At 39.5% G+C, this 18,222-nt stretch carries 19 protein-coding genes and 1 riboswitch; of the genes, 8 read left to right on the plus strand and 11 right to left on the minus strand.

The window, feature by feature from the left end; genetic code table 11:
• Window positions 1–54: 54 nt before the first annotated feature.
• The 4 genes from BWD47_RS15030 to BWD47_RS15045 all read right to left on the minus strand — a co-directional run bounded on the left by BWD47_RS15030 (window position 55) and on the right by BWD47_RS15045 (window position 3,608).
• Window positions 55–1,056: a helix-turn-helix transcriptional regulator gene (locus BWD47_RS15030; RefSeq protein ID WP_083633675.1), complete on the minus strand. Its 1,002-nt coding sequence runs from the start codon at window positions 1,054–1,056 to the stop codon at window positions 55–57.
• Window positions 1,044–2,027, minus strand: a complete 984-nt coding sequence (locus tag BWD47_RS15035) for a response regulator transcription factor (RefSeq protein WP_075594240.1) — start codon at window positions 2,025–2,027, stop codon at window positions 1,044–1,046. The genes BWD47_RS15030 and BWD47_RS15035 overlap by 13 nt, the downstream gene beginning before the upstream one ends.
• Before the next feature lie 139 nt (window positions 2,028–2,166).
• Complete coding sequence (locus BWD47_RS15040) at window positions 2,167–3,429, minus strand: bifunctional 2-polyprenyl-6-hydroxyphenol methylase/3-demethylubiquinol 3-O-methyltransferase UbiG (RefSeq protein ID WP_075594241.1); 1,263 nt, start codon at window positions 3,427–3,429, stop codon at window positions 2,167–2,169.
• A complete protein-coding gene (locus BWD47_RS15045; protein ID WP_036973947.1) occupies window positions 3,429–3,608 on the minus strand; it encodes an AlpA family transcriptional regulator in 180 nt (59 codons plus the stop codon). Before BWD47_RS15045 ends, BWD47_RS15040 begins: the two co-directional genes overlap by 1 nt.
• A 125-nt stretch (window positions 3,609–3,733) precedes the next feature.
• Between BWD47_RS15045 and radC the strand changes: the two genes are divergently transcribed.
• From radC to BWD47_RS15065, 4 genes are read left to right on the plus strand one after another with little or no spacing between them, the layout of a single operon-like run.
• Entirely contained in the window at window positions 3,734–4,207 is a 474-nt protein-coding gene (gene radC, locus BWD47_RS15050; RefSeq protein WP_075594242.1) for a DNA repair protein RadC, read from the plus strand.
• A gap of 12 nt (window positions 4,208–4,219) precedes the next feature.
• The gene (locus tag BWD47_RS15055; protein ID WP_075594243.1) at window positions 4,220–4,639 is read left to right on the plus strand and encodes a DUF2787 family protein; all 420 of its coding nucleotides are present in this window, start codon (window positions 4,220–4,222) and stop codon (window positions 4,637–4,639) included.
• A 12-nt stretch (window positions 4,640–4,651) separates the two neighbouring features.
• Complete coding sequence (locus tag BWD47_RS15060; protein WP_075594244.1) at window positions 4,652–5,212, plus strand: tyrosine-type recombinase/integrase; 561 nt, start codon at window positions 4,652–4,654, stop codon at window positions 5,210–5,212.
• 53 nt (window positions 5,213–5,265) lie between these two features.
• Entirely contained in the window at window positions 5,266–5,505 is a 240-nt protein-coding gene (locus BWD47_RS15065; protein ID WP_036973951.1) for a hypothetical protein, read from the plus strand.
• Window positions 5,506–5,695: 190 nt separating this feature from the next.
• Here BWD47_RS15065 and BWD47_RS15070 read toward each other — a convergent pair whose 3' ends face one another.
• On the minus strand, window positions 5,696–6,352 hold the full coding sequence (locus tag BWD47_RS15070) for an inovirus Gp2 family protein (protein WP_075594245.1): 657 nt from the start codon (window positions 6,350–6,352) through the stop codon (window positions 5,696–5,698).
• 404 nt (window positions 6,353–6,756) lie between these two features.
• Here BWD47_RS15070 and BWD47_RS15075 point away from each other — a divergent pair, with 404 nt between their 5' ends.
• Window positions 6,757–7,734: a hypothetical protein gene (locus BWD47_RS15075; RefSeq protein ID WP_075594246.1), complete on the plus strand. Its 978-nt coding sequence runs from the start codon at window positions 6,757–6,759 to the stop codon at window positions 7,732–7,734.
• On the opposite strand, the gene BWD47_RS15080 is transcribed toward BWD47_RS15075, so the two are convergent.
• Entirely contained in the window at window positions 7,731–8,948 is a 1,218-nt protein-coding gene (locus BWD47_RS15080; RefSeq protein ID WP_075594247.1) for an integrase arm-type DNA-binding domain-containing protein, read from the minus strand. The two genes, BWD47_RS15075 and BWD47_RS15080, sit on opposite strands and share 4 nt — an antisense overlap.
• A gap of 300 nt (window positions 8,949–9,248) precedes the next feature.
• Here BWD47_RS15080 and BWD47_RS15085 point away from each other — a divergent pair, with 300 nt between their 5' ends.
• Together BWD47_RS15085 and BWD47_RS15090 are read left to right on the plus strand one after the other, a co-directional pair.
• A complete protein-coding gene (locus tag BWD47_RS15085; protein ID WP_036973580.1) occupies window positions 9,249–9,785 on the plus strand; it encodes a YaeQ family protein in 537 nt (178 codons plus the stop codon).
• An 8-nt stretch (window positions 9,786–9,793) separates the two neighbouring features.
• Window positions 9,794–10,396 carry an alpha/beta hydrolase gene (locus BWD47_RS15090; RefSeq protein WP_065979470.1) on the plus strand — a complete coding sequence of 201 codons (603 nt, stop codon included), beginning with the start codon at window positions 9,794–9,796 and terminating at the stop codon, window positions 10,394–10,396.
• Between the two features lie 7 nt (window positions 10,397–10,403).
• Here BWD47_RS15090 and BWD47_RS15095 read toward each other — a convergent pair whose 3' ends face one another.
• Window positions 10,404–10,613 carry a hypothetical protein gene (locus BWD47_RS15095; protein ID WP_036973582.1) on the minus strand — a complete coding sequence of 70 codons (210 nt, stop codon included), beginning with the start codon at window positions 10,611–10,613 and terminating at the stop codon, window positions 10,404–10,406.
• 369 nt (window positions 10,614–10,982) lie between these two features.
• Between BWD47_RS15095 and BWD47_RS15100 the strand changes: the two genes are divergently transcribed.
• Window positions 10,983–11,456 carry a Dps family protein gene (locus BWD47_RS15100; RefSeq protein WP_065979471.1) on the plus strand — a complete coding sequence of 158 codons (474 nt, stop codon included), beginning with the start codon at window positions 10,983–10,985 and terminating at the stop codon, window positions 11,454–11,456.
• Between the two features lie 44 nt (window positions 11,457–11,500).
• Here the strand turns inward: BWD47_RS15100 and BWD47_RS15105 are convergent, their stop codons facing one another.
• The 4 genes from BWD47_RS15105 to BWD47_RS15120 form a co-directional block, all read right to left on the minus strand.
• Window positions 11,501–11,902 carry a hypothetical protein gene (locus BWD47_RS15105; RefSeq protein ID WP_036973584.1) on the minus strand — a complete coding sequence of 134 codons (402 nt, stop codon included), beginning with the start codon at window positions 11,900–11,902 and terminating at the stop codon, window positions 11,501–11,503.
• 54 nt (window positions 11,903–11,956) lie between these two features.
• The gene (locus BWD47_RS15110; RefSeq protein WP_036973585.1) at window positions 11,957–14,035 is read right to left on the minus strand and encodes a S9 family peptidase; all 2,079 of its coding nucleotides are present in this window, start codon (window positions 14,033–14,035) and stop codon (window positions 11,957–11,959) included.
• A gap of 140 nt (window positions 14,036–14,175) precedes the next feature.
• A complete protein-coding gene (locus BWD47_RS15115) occupies window positions 14,176–14,745 on the minus strand; it encodes a chitin-binding protein (RefSeq protein ID WP_065979472.1) in 570 nt (189 codons plus the stop codon).
• Between the two features lie 114 nt (window positions 14,746–14,859).
• A riboswitch (cyclic di-GMP riboswitch) is annotated at window positions 14,860–14,950 on the minus strand.
• Between the two features lie 133 nt (window positions 14,951–15,083).
• A complete protein-coding gene (locus BWD47_RS15120; protein WP_036973587.1) occupies window positions 15,084–18,221 on the minus strand; it encodes an efflux RND transporter permease subunit in 3,138 nt (1,045 codons plus the stop codon).
• Window position 18,222: the final 1 nt, after the last annotated feature.

An 18,222-nucleotide genomic window follows, 5' to 3' on the forward strand; every position in this document is an offset into this window, starting at 1 on the left:
ACACTTGGTTTTAGTATGGCGAAGGAGTAGTATCAAGAGAATAAGGGTTTTGGACTAAAATCTAACTTGTTCATTATTAAAGTTACTTTCAATTAGATCATAACCTGAGTAATACAGATAGCTAATAATCTCTGCACGAGAAGATGCTCCTAGCTTACTCATTATTTGTTTTATATGTGCCTCAACTGTTTTAACACTTATGCCCAGTGTGTTTTTTATATCTTGATTAGAATAGGTTAACGCTAGAAGCTCACACACTGACCACTCTGCTGTTGAAAGTGACTCAATACAAAAGTCATATTCAATGATACTGATAGTCTTGTAAGCTGATAAGCAAGATATTGATACCTTAAACTTACAATCAATATTATATATTGCTGAACTTGCTAATAGGTTTGAAAGTACTGAAAAGCGGCTATCTAGCAAGCACAACTTATTGTAAAAGCTATCAAATAGCTCTGTTTTTTCGATTAACTCATTGTGATTATCAAAGAGTGCTCTTTGGTTTCTAGTTACTTTCCAGCCATACCGAATAAACTCCTTACTATTCATCTCAATTGCACCGCCTATATGAGGCTCTAAAAATTCAAGAACCTCAACATCCGTTTTGCAAAATTCTTTTTCGCTACTCAAGCGAAAAAGAATTATGCTTTGCAATTCATCGCTGCTGCTGATGGTTAAAATTATTGGAGGTCTATATTGTTTATAACTAGGATAATCACATAACACTCCTAACCACTGCTCGTTAGACAATATTGTAACCTGCGAGTTACTTAAAGATTCGAACCGCTGTAAAATTTTTACATCGGTTAGTGTTCGCATTCTACTTTTCACTTCATAGAAATCATATTTGCTAAAGTGACTTACAAGGCCGCGTTGATTTTCATAAATCCAAATTTGACAAGATGAACTCGTCATTCCATTCAACTGCTCACTAAGTTTCTGTTGAAACAAACTTGGTACCAAAGTGAGGGCTGCTTCATACATTTTACTTATTGTATTCTGATAATTAGATTGCGTAGATTTCGGTACCTTCTGCACATTCAAACCATCCATTCCATTAATGCTAATACTGCAGCTTCTCTAGTATTAACATTCAGCTTTTGTAGTATTCTATTTACTTGGTTTTTTACTGTATTAGGGCTTCGGCATAAGTAGTTTGCAATATCTTTATTACTCAATCCATTGAGTAATAACTTTCCTACTTCGATTTCTTTCGGGCTAAGCAACTCTTCAATTAAAGGTAGAGTAACCTTAATAAAAAACAGACCTTTTTCATGTTCTATTTGTATTAAATATCGATCCAACCAAAAGCTTGATAATGCATCAACACCTCCGTAAGATTCCAATTTAAGCATGCCGCAATCAAATACATCACAAAAAGTCATAATTCTTATAAATTGATCTTGAGCTTCAATAATAGTACCAAACCGATCAACAACTCCCCTCACTACTCTTCCCGAGCTATTGGGCATAAATGAATAAAGCAGATTAAGTCTAAAGGCCTGAAGTAGAAATGGTAATAGGAAAGTTAGCAGCTCCCGCTCTTTTTCGGTAAACTTATGGGCATAATCATTTCGATAGATACTAATTGCATGGCTAACTGATGTATTCTCATTTTTACTAGCTAAAGCAGCTAAGGCATTTTCAATACCATACAGCTTACAATGTTCAGAGTAATAGACTGTACGTTGCCATTCATCAACTGAAACGACTTGCCATAAGTCGATGAATTGATTTGGATGGTTAATTAAATACTCATTCAATAAGTCGGGAGTTTCAGCAGCACTTGCAATATTGAAGTAATTTTCCATAAATGCATCAGGCTGATTAAATAAGAAAGAGTCATCTACCCAGTGCACATTGACCTTCTTAAACATATCTGAGCGCGTGGTCCAGAGTCCGCTATCGAATTCAATTACACTCTTCAGGTGCTCAAAACAGTATTCTTTAAATTCTCCGATACCTTTATTCTGAGAAGCAGTAAAAAGCGACTTAAGCCACAAACTTATTTCATTTTCACTCAAAGCAAATTCCTTTTTATAACATTACAACATCTAACTAAATGAAGAATAACAGTTTCATTGAGGCAATATACTAGTTTTACATCAAACAACTTAACTATTCGTCCGTATAAGTTGCTGAGGTCCCTCTCAGCAAACTGTTTTACTTAGATAAAACTAAGAAGTTTAAGCCCCCACAATAAAACTCTTGGTGGCAAGCCTCAACTTTAAAGCCAACACTTTGCACTTGCTTGATCAACTCTGACATTTCAACTAGATTGGCATCTTTGTCATTTATTAGTTTCAAATTATGCTCTCTGAATTCTTTATAATCGGGGTGTGCTATTAATTCCTTTTTTGCTTGTTTATCTAATAAAACCAGATCTAAGGTCTTGTTTGGTGTAGCTAAAATAAAGATACCATCTGTCTCTATTAAATTATAAATATGCTTTAAGGTAGTAAGTGGGTTTGGCCAAGAATAATAGCTATTTAAGCTAACTGCTGTTTCAAAAGATGTAAGGGTGTAGTCTTCGATAAGTCCATGATGAATACTTTGCTCATTTATTGGCTCAATCTCTTTGAGCAATACTCTAGCAATTCTAGTCATCTCTATCGATGCATCAATACCAACATATGATCGGACTCTATTATTATCTGATACCATCAAACCAATTTTTGCACTACCGCAGCCAAAATCACCGACTTTACCTTTTAAGTGCTTCACAGCCTCTTGTTGAAGCTCCTGTTGAACCTGAGTTTGCACTGAGGCGAAAGGTCTCGCATATCCATTCCAATCTTGAGCTGTAAAGATTTTAGGGGTCGTGGATTGAAGATCCCCAAGCCACTTGTAAAAACGGCTGCCTAAGCGATTTAAACTCCATTGAACCAAAGCAAAGACGTGTGCACTGCCAAACCGAAGTCCTGTATTCCTCACTAAGACATCAGCCTTGAATCTTCCTTCATGAAGTCGTAAATCTTTGCTCTTAACTAGACCTGTAATTGTCGATACCCTCAAAGCACCAGCAAGTTCCACAAAACATTTAAAATACAACCTTAGTAATGACTGCTCTTTCACAGCTCCAATGTAAAACCGCCCAATTTGTAATGTGACCTCATTATTTTTGTTAATCAAAGCAGCCTCTTCCATCAATGCTTTAGGCACTACCTCTCCATCCAGCCAAGATATTGATACTGTGCTCGTAATTACACCTAATTCGTCCTCTGTATATAAACAGACTGATGTCTCAGTATTGATAACGGTTTCATTTACGCGAATTTCAGGGAAGAGAGGTTTGTATATATCGTTTAAGAAGTTACATACTTTTAATCCATCATTTCTCTCAGCAACGACTTTAAGCCTTGTATTGTTGTTTAATACTCCATCTAAGCACGACAATACTCTATCTTTATTAAATGGAAGATTCATTAGCCTCTCCCCTTAACTTTTTCTTCTATCCAATCATCCACTTCGGACTCAACCCAAGCCACTGACTTAGCACCTAACGATACTTGCTTTGGAAAAGTGCCCTCAGAAATAAATTTATAGATACTCGAATGACCCAGTGATGTTTTTGCCATCACTTCTTTCAGTTTAATTAAACGCATGGAATTTCTCCGGTTGGTTATTAGTACATAACCTTTCCGGGGGCAGTATTTTTTTACGCCTTCCAAATGAAAAACTTACACATATACATCACTAACTTGCATAAACCACTTAAGAGGAATTAATAATGCAAGGTCAACAGTCGTTATATGAATTCAAGCATCCGGTAAATGATAAACAGATACTAGAAGCTGCTGCCTACATCATCGCTCAGAAGCAGTTTAGAGATGGTGTACTAAATAGCCCTAATGATTGCGAAGAGTACTTGAAACATAAACTAGCAATACATGAGCATGAAGCTTTTGCCGTACTTTTTTTAGATAGCCAAAACCGCATACTAGAGTTTAAAGAGCTCTTCAGAGGCACTATTAACGCTGCTAACGTTTACCCTAGAGAAGTTGTCAAAGAGGTTTTAGAGCTTAATGCAGCATCCGTTATATTGGCGCATAACCACCCTTCAGGCGTTACCACCCCATCTCAAACAGACAAGCTCATTACCACCAAGTTACAGCAGGCACTTAACCTAATAGATGTATCAATACTTGATCACATCATCATTGGCGAAAGCACATATTCATTTGCTGAGCATGGCTTAATTTAAAAGGAGTTAAATATGACGTTAAAAATAGAGCAAGTGTCAGGCTTAAAAGTGCCTGACTCATTTATTAGTGTGATTATTAATGCAGCTACTGACGGGGGTGACTCTGTTGGGGAGGCAAAGGCGATTACACTTAACTTTAGAGATCCCGATTATAGCCCTAAGTCTGGAGGGTTTCATCCGGTAGAGGTACGATTAGAAAAGCAGATCACCAACTGGCAACTTCTTTACATTACTGACTTCTCGTATCATGGACACCATAGTTCTGAACTGATAAAAGAGATTGATGTGTGCTTCAGCATTAAGCAGATTTTTCACTATTTAGTAGGTTGGTTAAGCGCTAAAGAAGGTGAAGAGCTATTAGACCTATTCATTTCAAACTTTGTAGAGTACTACAACACAGGTTGTTATAAGGTAACGGTTACGACTGAGTAAAGGGAGGTTTTTATGGCTGAAGTACAAGCAGTTAAAGACCTTGATACAGTTAGACTCGTTAGCTATTTACTAGAAAAGCGTTGCTCAAAACAAATGAGCCAAATATGGAACATTGGTTTAAATCTCGCGCTTAGAATATCTGACTTACTTGCTGTGAAATTTACTGACATAAGTAACGATAGATTAATTATTTATGAGTCAAAGACCTCGAAATTAGCTGAAATAAAACTAAATGATAAGGCGCTTACCTTAATCAACGAAATTAAACTAACTCATCCACATCACATCTACTTATTTCAATCATACCGCAATCAACAAGCGATTAATTCAAAGCCTAGACCGCTATCACGCAGAGCTGTCACAAAAGCATTTGCGCTAGTAGGTGAAGAACTAAATATTCATTTGGGGACTCACTCAATGCGTAAAACACGCGGTTATCACTTGTATCAGAAAACCCATGACATCGCCCGAGTAATGAAAATGCTCCGCCATAGCTCCGAAGCAACCACACTTCGTTACATAGGCATAACACAGGAGGAAATAGACAAAGACTTTGAAGAACTAGAGCTATAAACCCTAACAGCGCCATTTTGGTGCTCGTGATACTTAACTAAAAGGAAAGCATTATGTCTTTAAATAAAGCCGTTTCGTGCGGCTTAGTTGGTAATGAGTTATCAAAACAGATAACTGGCAGTAGTGACTCTAGCGTAAGCAGAACAGCTGTGGCTATAGGCTCCGGTGCAGCCGCTGGAGCACTTACATCTGGCGCAATCGTAATTGGTGCTGGTGTTGCGTCTGCGCCTGTTACAGTCCCTCTAGCTGTTGCTGGAGGGATAGTTGCTGGCATTGCTAGTTTGTTTGATTAGTCAAATACGAGTGCTCTAAATGAGCACTCTTTTAAAGTGTAATAACACCGTTTATTTTTAGGTTCTCATAATGGTATTTTGGGAACTTGCCATCCCTTATATACTAAGGGTTTAAGCTTATTTAGCTAGTTGAAGGTCTCAAAAGTTAGTTAAAACGAATAATGAGAAGCACAGGTCTTTATTAAAAGTATTACCTCTGACTATAACCAAAACAACGCTGCCCTAATCCATATTGCTTAGTATTGAGTTTTGCGAGGTAACTCAGTCGATAAAACAGAGCATGAAAGTCTTGATTGAAATCAGAGTTATTAGCGTCAAGGTAGTAATGTGCATTATTAGGTAAATGAACTAATTGCACAGTTTCATCTACAGTTAAACTCAACGCACTTGCCCAGGCCTTAACTATTCGAGTAAACAGGTTATCACTCTCTACATTTATTTTACCCGTACAATGGTACCGGTCCTTGTTAAAAAACAGTACACAATGGTAATGCTGATGATGAGCTGTGCTCTGTTCTCTTGCCCAAATATACCTAACATTGCAAGGGTGTGACGTTCTACCTTCACGAGCTTTACGCTTTGTATCTGCTTTAATCTGCGCCTCAAGAGAGGCAACGAATCGTTTAATAACTTTATTACAATCTAAATCAATTGTATTTGAATGAGTAGGTAACCTTAAATCAATTCTCACAGCAAACGTCCTTTTATATTCAGCACATGCAGCAAGCATGACTTTCTCAATAGCATCTAAGTAGGGAGTAACTAAAGGCTGATTGTCTCTAGCGAGTGTTTGATATTGCTTGTAGGTAGGATTGGTGGTTACTGGGTATTGTGTTGGATTATTCATTCTCTTTGTCCTGATAAGTATTAGTTCATATCAGGTGGATGAATAGTATTTTTTAATTTGTATTTGTTGTGATGATTACCTAGTTACTAGTAACTCTAATTAATATTACCTAGTTACTAGTAACTCTAATTAATATTACCAAACCGAAATTTACACTAATAATGCCATCTTAATTTACAACGGCTAACTTCACTAAAGCATTACTGAGGGCTGCTTTAAAAATTTAAATTAACTCTGAAGTTATAATTTAGCCAAAAATCGCCTGCCCCCCTTATAAAACATAGCACCTAATGAATCTTAGCCACGTAAAAATCACTGCAAGTACACTATAAAACTACCATAAAGCCACTAAACAAACTACACTGAAGACTACTTTAAATACTACGTAGTAACAGAGCATAATTATGACTAAATTTAAGGGTGTGAGCCAAATAGAGGGAAAAGAAAGACGTTTCATTGAGTCGTGCTTCCGTGTACTCCAACGTGAAGGCGAACAACTCCCTAATAGCTTTGAGACTCCCATAGAAGGTGCAAAAATTATTAATCAAATTATTGCATCAAGAGAGGCAAGCTCAGAAGAAAAAGACCAAATGGCTTTATCTTTAATTGATGAAGCCAAGCAGGAGCTATTGCCTTTAGAAGAATTTAATTGGTTTAAAGATGATGAGCGTGCATGTTACTTTGTCTGGGCTTCTATCTATCTCAATAGTTACTACTCAGCCCCGAATCATCCGACGGCCGCACCACAACCTCAATCACCCACATACGACCCTTATTACTATGATCCGAGCAATCCAACTGCGACTGCACCACCACCTACTCTCCAGTATGCCCTATCTTATTTTCAATTAGGATTAAAAAATAACCCTTCAAACTCAATGGAGAGGTTTAATGAAGCTGTTAAATACTTTGATCGAGTTAGGCAACATAAACAGTGGAAGTTAGACTTAATGACGCATCTAAAAGGTGTTTGGGGTCATATTTTTAGTAGCCGTAAACCTTTTTCTTGGTTAGAAAAAGATAACGACGAACAATGTCGTTGGGCATGGGAATATATGAGAAAAATTGATTTTAATCGCTCCAAACCTACAATTTACAAATTTTCACCTACGAATACTGCGGAAGTATATTTAACTATATATGCAGCGTATGACACTTGGAGAACGACAACAGAAGCTAAGAGGCTTTTTTCAATCGAATTTAATAAGGCATGGCAACAAAAAAAGCTACGCGATAGTCGACAAGGGAAAAAAGCATGTAGCATAGTGCTACACGAAGATGCTAAGTTAAAACTAGACGAATTAGCTAAAGCTAGAAACGTAACCCTCGGCCATTTAGTTGAACAATTAATTGAGAAAGAACATGCAAAGCAACTTGATTAGGATACGTCAATTACCCTCACAGACCGCTCTAAGTTATCACTCCACCACATCATTATCGGCCTTCTTTGCTCCAAATAATCTGAGCGGTTATATGCCGCTCTAGTCTCATTTTCATCTGCATGAGCTAAGCAAGCTTCAACTAACAAACTATCGTAACCTTGCTCATGAAGAGCCGTAGATGCAACAGAACGAAGGCCATGAGCCACCAGCTTACCTTTGTAACCTAAACTGCGTTTTATAGCTGCATTCACTGTATAGGTGCTTGCATGCCCATGAGGATCACGTTCATTAGGAAAAATATATTGATGATGCCCGCTGAGTGGCTTCATTTTCTCTAATATTGCTATCGTAGCAGGTGTTAAAGGTACTCTATGCGCTCTTCTGCGCTTCATTTCTTCAGCTGGAATTATCCAAACTTTATCGTCAAAGTGAATATTTTCCCATTTAGCCCTAGCAGCTTCTTTTGGTCGAGTCATGGTGTGTAGCTGCCAAAGAATCAATAACCTAGTCTTATTTTGAATGTTTGGCGCACCCCATAAAGCTTTTAAGAATTCAGGCAACTCATCTGGCTCAATAGTTGCCATATGTTCTACTATATTCTTAGAAAACACCTTAATAATTTTGGCTAATGGATTAGCTTGTATATAGCCATGATTAACAGAGTAATCCATAATCTGATTAAGGCTCTGGCAAATACGCTTAACAGTTGAGTGTTTCCCATCAGATTCTAAAGGCCTAAGAATCTCAATAGTCTCAGGTGCTGTAATGCTTTCCAGAGGCATATTTTTCATTTTTGGAAATACATACTTTTCTAAAGCCCTCCACTCACGAGACGCATGCTGCTCAGTGACGGTTGGCCTTTTACGCTCAAACCAAAGCTCTGCTGCAGCGATAAAAGTATTATTATGCTTACGGATTTCCTCTTTCTTCTTCTCTAACTTATGTGTTTTTGGATCAACGCCATTGGCTAATAACTTTCTTTTATCAGTGGCATCATCCCTTGCGTCTGAAAGGGATTTATCTGGGTAAATACCTAAAGGCATTTTGTTGTATTTACCCGTAACTGGATTTTTGTACTTAAACTGCCAAGATTTTGTACCGCTTGGTAAGACACGCAATTGCAAGCCTCCACCGTCTGAAAGAGTTTGCTCTTTCTCTTGCGGCTTTGCTGCTTTAACTTTCTTATCGGTTAGTTTGGTTACTGGCCTAGGCATATAAACTCCTGCTTTATTTAGGTCAGTATATACGCTTTTAGAACCCATGGGTACTTTGGTGGGTACTATAGCACCTGGCAGCTGGTGGAAGAGCACGGAAAGGAAAGGCAATTAAATCGTTTATTTTCAAAAATTTAAACTTATTGGAAAATTAACATGGAAAGTTATGGAAGTTAAGGCTGTAGACCCGGGAACCACTGGATTGCCATGTTTTACTCCTACAAGATAATTTCACGGTATTTTAACTGGCTCAGCAGTTAATTGCGCTATAATGACGCAAATTTTTTCAAGTAAGCAGTTATGGCTCTTAAATCAACCATTATAAAAGCACACATATCGCTGAGCGATATGGACCGACACCTGTATCAAGATTTCAATCTAACCCTTGCTCAGCACCCATCAGAGACCGAGCAGCGACTGATGATCCGCTTGCTGGCATTTGCACTTAATGCCCGTGAAGGGTTGGAGTTTACCAAAGGCTTGTGTGCTGATGATGAACCTGAGCTTTGGCACATAAACTACAGCGAAGAAATTGAGTTATGGATTGAGCTTGGTCTACCTGATGAAAAGCGTTTGAAAAAAGCCTGTAACAAAGCTAAACAGGTTATTTTGTATACTTACGGCGAAAATAACCAAACTATTTGGTGGCAAAAGCATCAACCTAAGTTGTATGATTTTAAAAACTTAAGTATTTTTAGCCTCGATTATGCTGCGACTCAAGCATTAGCCGCACTGGCAGACCGTAATATTAAGCTTACGATTACGATTCAAGACGGTGAGGTATGGGTGAGCTCAGACACAGCAAATATCGAAATTAAACCTCAGCAACTCATGTAAGGAATGCGATGGCAATTAGGCAGGTTGTAGTATTACACGGACTTTATATGTCGGGCTTTGTAATGCGCCCTCTGTGCGCACGTCTTGAAAAATCAGGGCTTAATATACTCAATTTGACCTACAATACGCTGTCGCCAAATAGAACGGCTATTTTTGATAAGATTGACCGCTTTATTAATGGCAAACCCACAGCAATGGTGTGTCATTCAATGGGCGGTTTAGTCGCCCGAGCCTACCTTGAAGCAAACTCGCTACAAAGCAAACATGTTGAAAAAGTCATTACCTTAGGCACGCCTCATAAAGGCAGCCATATTGCTAAGCAAATGCAGCAAAAAGGCTTCGATATGTTACTTAAAAATAGTGTCGAGTTTTTGTTGTCTGAAAATGGCGACTGGCCGTTTAATGCCAAGCTTTATAGTATTGCAGGCGACTTACCCATTGGATTAATGCCGCTCATTGCTAAAGGCAGTGCCTCCGATGGCACAGTGCTTATAGATGAAACCAAACTCAATGGCATGGCAGAGCACAAGGTGTTTCATTTAAGTCACACCAGTATGATCTACTCACGCCAAGTCATGGATTACATTATTAAGCTTATCAATCAACGTTAGCTGTATTTTATTTCTCAGCACTTGCGGCAACTTTGTAAGAAATTAATACAATAATCCCCAGAATCAACGGCACCGGCGCAGCGATATAACCAAAGGTGTCAAAATTAGCAAAGCTTGCCCCTGCAAGATGACCAACTAAACCGATTACAAACGCAAGTAATGCAATAACAACAACCACTATTTCTGCTTTGTTTTCTTTTACTGTTTTACCGTCCATTTTTGTTCTCCTAGCTAAATGCGGTAAAGGTATTATGCGCTTCTGCTACGTTGATTTTTTGACCTAAATCAAGTTCTAAATCGGCGTGTATATTAGCTAAAGCAAAACTTGTTTTAGATCATATTTTCACCTTCATTAAAAAATAATCACTTTTTATGGTGGTTTTTTACGTCATTTGCCCCAAGTTTATAGAAGAGTACTTCGAGGTTATGCTGATAGTGGACGACTGATTCAAAATGCGTATTGATAGCTAAAACCTATCACCCCGTTCGAATTAAACCATTTTACAGATTAATAAAAATGGCCAATACTTGATATCACGCACTAGCAAGTAACCTATTCACGATTATTTTTTTAAGGAGCTAATCTATGTCACAGGTAAATGCAATTGGTTTAAACAGCGCAAAAAGTGAAGATATCGTAAAATCTCTCAATACTTTATTAAGCTGCTACCAAATTCAATATATGAATGCACGTGGCTTTCATTGGAATATTAAAGGTCGTAACTTTTTTGAATTACACCTTAAATTTGAAGAAATTTATAACCTACTTCTTGAAAAAGTAGATGAAATTGCAGAGCGTATTTTGACACTTGGTGGCGCACCTGTTCATGCGTTTTCAGAATACCTCGAAGCAAGTAAGATTAATGAAGCGAAGAACATTACTGAAGGCACCGCAGCCGTTGAAAACCTATTAGCAGGTTACAGCACACTTATTCAAATGCAGCGCGAAATTTTAACAGAAGCTGGCGATGCTGATGACGAAGGGACTGCATCACTAATGAGTGATTACATTAAAGAACAAGAAAAACTTGTTTGGATGTTAAAAGCTTACTTAGGCTAGGCCCTTACTTTACATCACTTGAAAAGCCCTCTATGAGGGCTTTTTTATTTTAACCACTTTCTCAGGTGACTGTATTCTGGCCTGTCTTCAAAAAAGCTATCAGCATTGTGATGGAAGTTAATATCCATATCGACACCCGACCATATTGTCTCGAGTAAATTGCGCGCAATTATATTTGCTTTGATATAGTCAACGCGTTTGTAACCACGTGCTTTTATAGCTTGAAAATACGCCTTCGCGGTTTCAATACTATCTGCCGTTGCTAATTCAAATTGCGCTAAATTAACAACAGCATACTGAATTGAGTGCTCAGGGTATTTCATTATTTCTTGAGCAACTTCAACACTAAACGAAGCAACAGCTTCTTTATTAAAACTGCCACTTATTTCCACATAAATCACTGGCGGTTCAATAAAGTAACACCAATCACCGTGGGCTTTAAACATGCTCACCCCTTAAAATACAACTTAAGTTTTGCACTTATAGGTGTTATCTAAGCTTTAATTCGATAATAAAGCAATAAAAAATGCGATTTCAAGAGCCTTTTCTTCAAGGCTTTTAAAACGACCCGACGCACCACCATGACCTGCATCCATATCTGTTTTAAAGACAAGAATGTTGTCATCTGTTTTCATCTCGCGAAGTTTAGCCACCCATTTCATGGGCTCCCAATACTGTACTTGTGAATCATGAAAGCCCGTCGTCACTAAAATATTAGGGTACGCTTGCGCCTTAATATTGTCATACGGAGAATAGGCCTGAATCACATCATAATACGCGGGGTCGTTCGGGTTTCCCCACTCATCATACTCGTTAGTCGTAAGCGGAATGCTTTCATCTAACATGGTCGTCAAAACATCTAAAAATGGCACATGACAGCCAATGCCTAAATAAAGCTCGGGTGCTTGGTTAACGACGGCACCCATTAATAGACCTCCAGCACTGCCACCCGACGCACAGACTTTTGCAGGGTGTGCGTACCCTTGCTTGGTTAACGCTCGCGTAATATCGATAAAGTCATTAAAGCTATTTTGCTTGTGCTGTTTTTTACCTTGTTCGTACCAACTACGCCCCAGCATTTCACCACCGCGAATATGAGCAATCGCATACACGAAGCCACGATCGAGTAAGCTCAATGAACTACTAGAAAAGCTCGGATCGATAGTAATGCCATACGCACCATACCCATATTGCAGCAATGGATTTGTGCCGTCTTTTTTAAACTTATCGATGCGGTAAACCAGTGATACAGGTACTTGTTCGCCATCTCTTGCCGTCACCATGATACGTTCTGAACGGTACTTTTCTGGTTTAAACTCACCCAATACCTGTTGTTGTTTTAATAAGGTTTTTTGCCCTGTATTTAAATCAACATCATACAGTGATCCCGGTGTCGTCAGACTCGAATAATAAATACGCGCAGAGCGTACGTTGGGTTCTGGGTTCATTGCAATTGCAGCGTAATAACAGGGATCATCAAACTCTAAAGTGAGTCGCTCACCGTGCTTATTCACCACAACAAATCGTGTTTGTCCTAGCTCTCGCTCAGTTAAAATTAAATAATCATCAAATATCTCTACACCTTCTAGTAACACATTGTCGCGGTGTGGAGTGTGTTCTTGCCAAAGTGATTTATCTGCGATTGTACTTAACGTAGCCGTCATTAAACGAAAGTTTTTTGCCTGCCAGTTAGTCACGATATAAAACGTATCACCTAGCTTATCTACATCAAACTCATGGCCTTCTTCACGTGGTGTTAACGCACTAAATTCACCACATGGATTGTTGGCATCAAGCACCCATGTATCACTGGTTTCTGTGGTCGCAAGATCAATGATAATAAGGCTTTCATCACGGCTTTTGCCAAGTCCCATAAAAAAGCTTTTATCTTGCTCTTCATACACCAATACATCGTCGGCCTGAGGCGTGCCTAACACATGGCGAAAAACCTGAAAACCAAGCAAGGTTTGCAGATCTTTTTTCACGTAAAATACGGTGTTACTGTCGTTTGCCCACACGACTTGCCCTTCGGTGTTTTCGAGTACATCAGTAAACATGTCACCTGTGGCAAGGTGTTTAAATCGTACCGTATAAACACGTCGGCCTTCAGTATCCTCTGAGTAAGCAAGCAACTGCTCATTTGGACTAATGGCCACTTCGCCCAGCTCGTAAAACTCAAACTCACCGGCTAATTGGTTTACGTCTAATAGTAACTGCTTATCATGGGCGTCAATTGAGCTACTGCGGTAGTGGCGGGCATATTCATCATCGCCACGTACTTCTGAATGATACCAATACGTTCCATCTTTTACGGGTACGGTATTATCGTCTTTTACAATACGCCCTTTTAGCTCATCAAATAGCTGCTCACGAAGTGGCTTTATACCTGCAAGCTGCTTTTCACAATAATCATTCTCGGCATGCAAATGAGTTAATACTTCGGTATTTTGTCGTTCATCATCGCGCATCCAATAGTAATTATCGATGCGAGTAAACTGATGAGTGCTTAAGGAATGAGGCTGTTTTTTAGCAACCGGCGGATGCGCTAATAATGACAATGAATACGAACTTGATGACACAAAGAAACCACAATTAAAAAACGAATTAAACCGAGTTTACCATAGAAGCTTGGCCAATTCGCTTAACAAATGGGTATAAAAAAGCCCACTCAAATTGAGTGGGCTAAGCAATGCTAAAATAGCATTTAGGGGGAAAACGGTTAATGCGATATCTGCTGCCATGCCATGGCCCAACTTTTGCCAACTCCCGGTTCAAACAACGGGTTATGTGAATCTTTAACACGACAAAATTCACTAAATGGCCAAGGCTTACACCTATAAATGTGGCCTGTTTTAGGCTGTAGCACTTTTACACCAGCACTGTAATCACTGCATGCCTGTGGGTAAACATAATCATAATCTTGTGGATTATCGACCGCGCGTTCTTTACATTTCGCGATGCAGTTAAACGCCACTTTTGCATGTGTTATGCCCGAACCTTCAAGGGCATAAATTTGGTTTGAACGGTATGCAACCACCAAACCTTGTTCGGTCATTTTTCCGGCCTCAACCAGTGGAATGTGCACGTTTATATGCTCGGCAACTAAACGTGGCCAATTATGAGGCTCACCTTCATCCGTACTGGTGATCCGGTAATTGAATGATAAATCGACTAGCTCTCCTTGCATGTCATAAAAGGTTACGACCACCGTATCCCCAACAAAAAGCTGAGTATGATGGTTCAAGCAACCAATCGGTAACCACTTTCCAGAGGCCAATGACGAATGCATAAACAAAGTAACACCCTAAGAACAACTAATAGGTACTATCCAACAATAACCGAACAAAATAAATACATTTTTTAGTTTGAGGCAAAAGATCCAAAGCCCGAAGAATATGCGCTTATCGGCGGCCCCGCTATCATAGTTTTGTTAACAAAACCTTAGACCGGAAACTTTGCGTCCTAACTTTTCAGTTAGTTTGCCAAAAACTGAGTTGAGTATAATCGCGACCGGAAAACAAATCAAACAAAAGAATGTAACCAAAACATACATATAACTATTAAGTACTAGCAAATGCAGATACAAAAAAGCCAACCCGGAGGTTGGCTTTTAAACATTATCTTAACTTAATCTCTTACTGGCTTAGCGCTTGGAAATAACTCACGCACCGAGCGAAAGAAACGTAAGAATACGTGCCCAACGTCACTCATCACAATGTATAAGCAAGGGACAAGCACTAAGGTAATCAACGTTGCAAACATCACAGCAAAACCCAGTGCGACCGCCATCGGAATAACAAACTTCGCTTGTAGGCTTGTTTCAAACATGATCGGCAACACACCGGCAAACGTTGTAATAGAGGTTAGGGTTATAGCCCTAAAACGTGCACACCCCGCCTCGATAACGGCTTGACGAGTTGAAATGCCTTCTCGTCTCGCTTGGTTTACAAAGTCTGTCATTACTAAGGAGTCATTAATAACCACCCCAGCAGCTGCAATTAAACCAAAGCCCGACATTAAACTAATGTCTAGGCCAAACCAAAAATGACCCCATATAGCGCCTGTTAAGCTAAATGGAATAACTGACATCACAATCAACGGCTGTGAATAGCTCTTAAGTGGGACTGCAAGCAAAATATACACAAGTATCATACCGCCAATGAAGAACATTAATTGCTCGTTTGCTTGCGCTTGTTGCTCTTCAATTGAGCCTCCTAACTCAGTTTTCACTGATGGGTACTCTTCTTTTAATTGTGGTAATAAAGTGTCTTCAACTTGTTTAACAACGGCACCCGGCTCAATGGCTTCTTCATCAATACTGCCGTAAATATAAACCGTACGATAACCGCCTTCGCGGCGAATATAGCTGATGCCCGGTTTTTCGGTTAGTTCAACCACGTCACCTAGCATAACTTCTTTACCCGCAGGGGTTGTGATTACAGCATGCTTTAAAGAGGCAAACGCTTCACGTGTGAGTTTAGGGTAACGCACCATTACACGCACCTCTTCACCACGACGAATAACACGTTGTGCTTCACCACCATAGAAGCTTGCGCCGACTTGATTAGCAATATTTGCTAAGTCTAACCCTAAGTCATACGCCACAGGTTTTAAGCTGAGCTGTACTTCTTTACTGGCTGGGTCGATAGTCGAGCTAATATCAAACAGCCCTTTTTGCTGTTGTAATAACTGAATAAAGCGACGCCCTGCATCATTTAAGGTATCAATGTCTGGGCCATAAAGTAGATAACCAAACTCGCCATCACTGCCACCGCCATTCACGTCATCGTAAATTTGTAAAGACTTAACCCCCGCAATGCTTGGCATTTGTTCACGCCAGCGGCGTGATAGCTCAAAGGCATTATATGGACGAAGGTCTTCATCAACCAACGGCGCTAAAATTTGTGCTTCAGTTCGGCCTTGATTAAATACCAAAATATCGCGGATCAGTTTTTGGCCAAACTCACGCTCAGTTTCCTGATCAACTCTTAACACCATAGCTTCAATTTCACGAACCGCATCAATTGTTTGAATGTCCGACGCATTTTCGTTCATCTCTAAACGAATTTGTGGGAAATCATGAGGTACCTTTGGTGTTGGCACCACGCGCACTTGATTAGAAGAAATCAAGCCAAAGGTTAAAATTAATAGGCCAATGAATGAAAACAACACAAACCAGCGCCACTCTACACAACGTACGATAAATGCTTTATATGGGCCGTTTACAAATTTGAAAAAACGCTTATTAAAACGGGCACGCCAGCTATTTGGGTTAATAGGTGGAAACTTCGTGTGCGCAATGTGAGCCGGTAGAATCAGTTTAGATTCAATTAAGCTGAATATTAAACACAGTATAACCACCACTGCGATACCAAAGAAAAACGCACTTTCGGGGCCACTTGATAATGTAAACGGTGCAAACACCGCGATGGTCGTTAATACGCCAAAGGTTGCTGGTGTTGCAACTCGCTTAGCACCATTCACCACATTAACAACGCCTCCCCCTTTTTTCTCAATTTCGGTGTAGGCGCTTTCCCCTATGACGATGGCATCGTCGACCACGATCCCCAGTACCATAATGAAGGCAAATAACGATACAATATTAATACTAATCCCAAAGAGCGGCATCATCATCATCGCCCCTAAGAAACACACGGGTAAACCAATCATTACCCACAGTGCTAACTTAAAGCGTAAGAAAATCGACAACATAATGGCAACCAAAATCGCCCCTTGGATCAGGTTGGTTTTCATCATGTCTAAACGCGCATTAAGATAGTAGGTCATATCCATGAGCGGTTCTAGGCGCAAACCAACTGGCAGCTCTTTATTTTTCTTTTCTATAAAGGCTTTAACAGAGTCTGCAACGGGGATCATGTTCTGCTCTTTCGTTGCTTTTACCGATAAATAAACCGCATTCTCGCCATTAAATTTAAAGTAGCGTTCACCTTCGATAAATTGATCTTTAATTACGGCAATATCTTGCAACAGGACTTTCGCACCATTTTCACCAATTTTAACGGGAATTTGGCGGAATTCGTCACCGCTGTAATATTGATTTTCAACACGCACAGAAATAATACCTGCATCTGTGCGTAATTGACCCGCCGAAATGTTAGCCGAGTAACGACGCACCGCATTAGCAACATCGCTTAATGTCAGGTTGTATTGACGCAACGAATCAGGGTCTATTTCAATCGCAATCTCATCAAGTGGCACATCGTTTTGTACCAAGGACACATTCGATAATTGCAGTAGCTCATCTTCAATTTGATTAGCAACCGGTTTTAACTCAGTTAGCGGAATATCACCGACCAAGGTCATACCAATGACGTCTTGACGAAACTCGACCTGACTAATGGTAACGGGCTCCATACCTGCAGGAAATGTTGCAATACCGTCAACACGCAGCTTTACTTTATCAAGTACATCCGTGAGTTCTGCATCGGTATTAATCTCTAAACTTGCTCGTCCATTGTTGCGAAACGCACGATACACACCTCGTTTGATTTCGGTGATGTCTTTTAACGATTCTTCTATCTTGATCAGAATACTTTCTTCAATTTCTTGCGGTGATGCACCCGGATAATTGGCTTGTATCTCAATGTAGTTAATTTCGACATTCGGGAACATCTGACGCTGAATCGTAAAATAACTAATAATCCCCATAATAACGATAAAGACCATCATGAGGTTCGCAGCAACCGAGTTATTGGCAAAGTAGGCAATAATGCCAGACTGTTTTTCTGTGTTTTCGTCTGTCATA

The sequence above is a fragment of the Pseudoalteromonas sp. PAB 2.2 genome (assembly GCF_001938575.1).
Classification (GTDB): domain Bacteria; phylum Pseudomonadota; class Gammaproteobacteria; order Enterobacterales; family Alteromonadaceae; genus Pseudoalteromonas; species Pseudoalteromonas lipolytica.

Bases quoted from the DNA above. Each gene is read 5' to 3' on its own strand.
- BWD47_RS15080 (WP_075594247.1), bottom strand. From the start codon at position 8,948: ATGCCTAGGCCAGTAACCAAACTAACCGATAAGAAAGTTAAAGCAGCA.
- BWD47_RS15045 (WP_036973947.1), bottom strand. From the start codon at position 3,608: ATGCGTTTAATTAAACTGAAAGAAGTGATGGCAAAAACATCACTGGGT.
- BWD47_RS15085 (WP_036973580.1), top strand. From the start codon at position 9,249: ATGGCTCTTAAATCAACCATTATAAAAGCACACATATCGCTGAGCGAT.
- BWD47_RS15090 (WP_065979470.1), top strand. From the start codon at position 9,794: ATGGCAATTAGGCAGGTTGTAGTATTACACGGACTTTATATGTCGGGC.
- radC (WP_075594242.1), top strand. From the start codon at position 3,734: ATGCAAGGTCAACAGTCGTTATATGAATTCAAGCATCCGGTAAATGAT.
- BWD47_RS15030 (WP_083633675.1), bottom strand. From the start codon at position 1,056: ATGGATGGTTTGAATGTGCAGAAGGTACCGAAATCTACGCAATCTAAT.
- BWD47_RS15070 (WP_075594245.1), bottom strand. From the start codon at position 6,352: ATGAATAATCCAACACAATACCCAGTAACCACCAATCCTACCTACAAG.
- BWD47_RS15100 (WP_065979471.1), top strand. From the start codon at position 10,983: ATGTCACAGGTAAATGCAATTGGTTTAAACAGCGCAAAAAGTGAAGAT.
- BWD47_RS15105 (WP_036973584.1), bottom strand. From the start codon at position 11,902: ATGTTTAAAGCCCACGGTGATTGGTGTTACTTTATTGAACCGCCAGTG.
- BWD47_RS15055 (WP_075594243.1), top strand. From the start codon at position 4,220: ATGACGTTAAAAATAGAGCAAGTGTCAGGCTTAAAAGTGCCTGACTCA.
- BWD47_RS15075 (WP_075594246.1), top strand. From the start codon at position 6,757: ATGACTAAATTTAAGGGTGTGAGCCAAATAGAGGGAAAAGAAAGACGT.
- BWD47_RS15115 (WP_065979472.1), bottom strand. From the start codon at position 14,745: ATGCATTCGTCATTGGCCTCTGGAAAGTGGTTACCGATTGGTTGCTTG.
- BWD47_RS15040 (WP_075594241.1), bottom strand. From the start codon at position 3,429: ATGAATCTTCCATTTAATAAAGATAGAGTATTGTCGTGCTTAGATGGA.
- BWD47_RS15120 (WP_036973587.1), bottom strand. From the start codon at position 18,221: ATGACAGACGAAAACACAGAAAAACAGTCTGGCATTATTGCCTACTTT.
- BWD47_RS15065 (WP_036973951.1), top strand. From the start codon at position 5,266: ATGTCTTTAAATAAAGCCGTTTCGTGCGGCTTAGTTGGTAATGAGTTA.
- BWD47_RS15095 (WP_036973582.1), bottom strand. From the start codon at position 10,613: ATGGACGGTAAAACAGTAAAAGAAAACAAAGCAGAAATAGTGGTTGTT.
- BWD47_RS15060 (WP_075594244.1), top strand. From the start codon at position 4,652: ATGGCTGAAGTACAAGCAGTTAAAGACCTTGATACAGTTAGACTCGTT.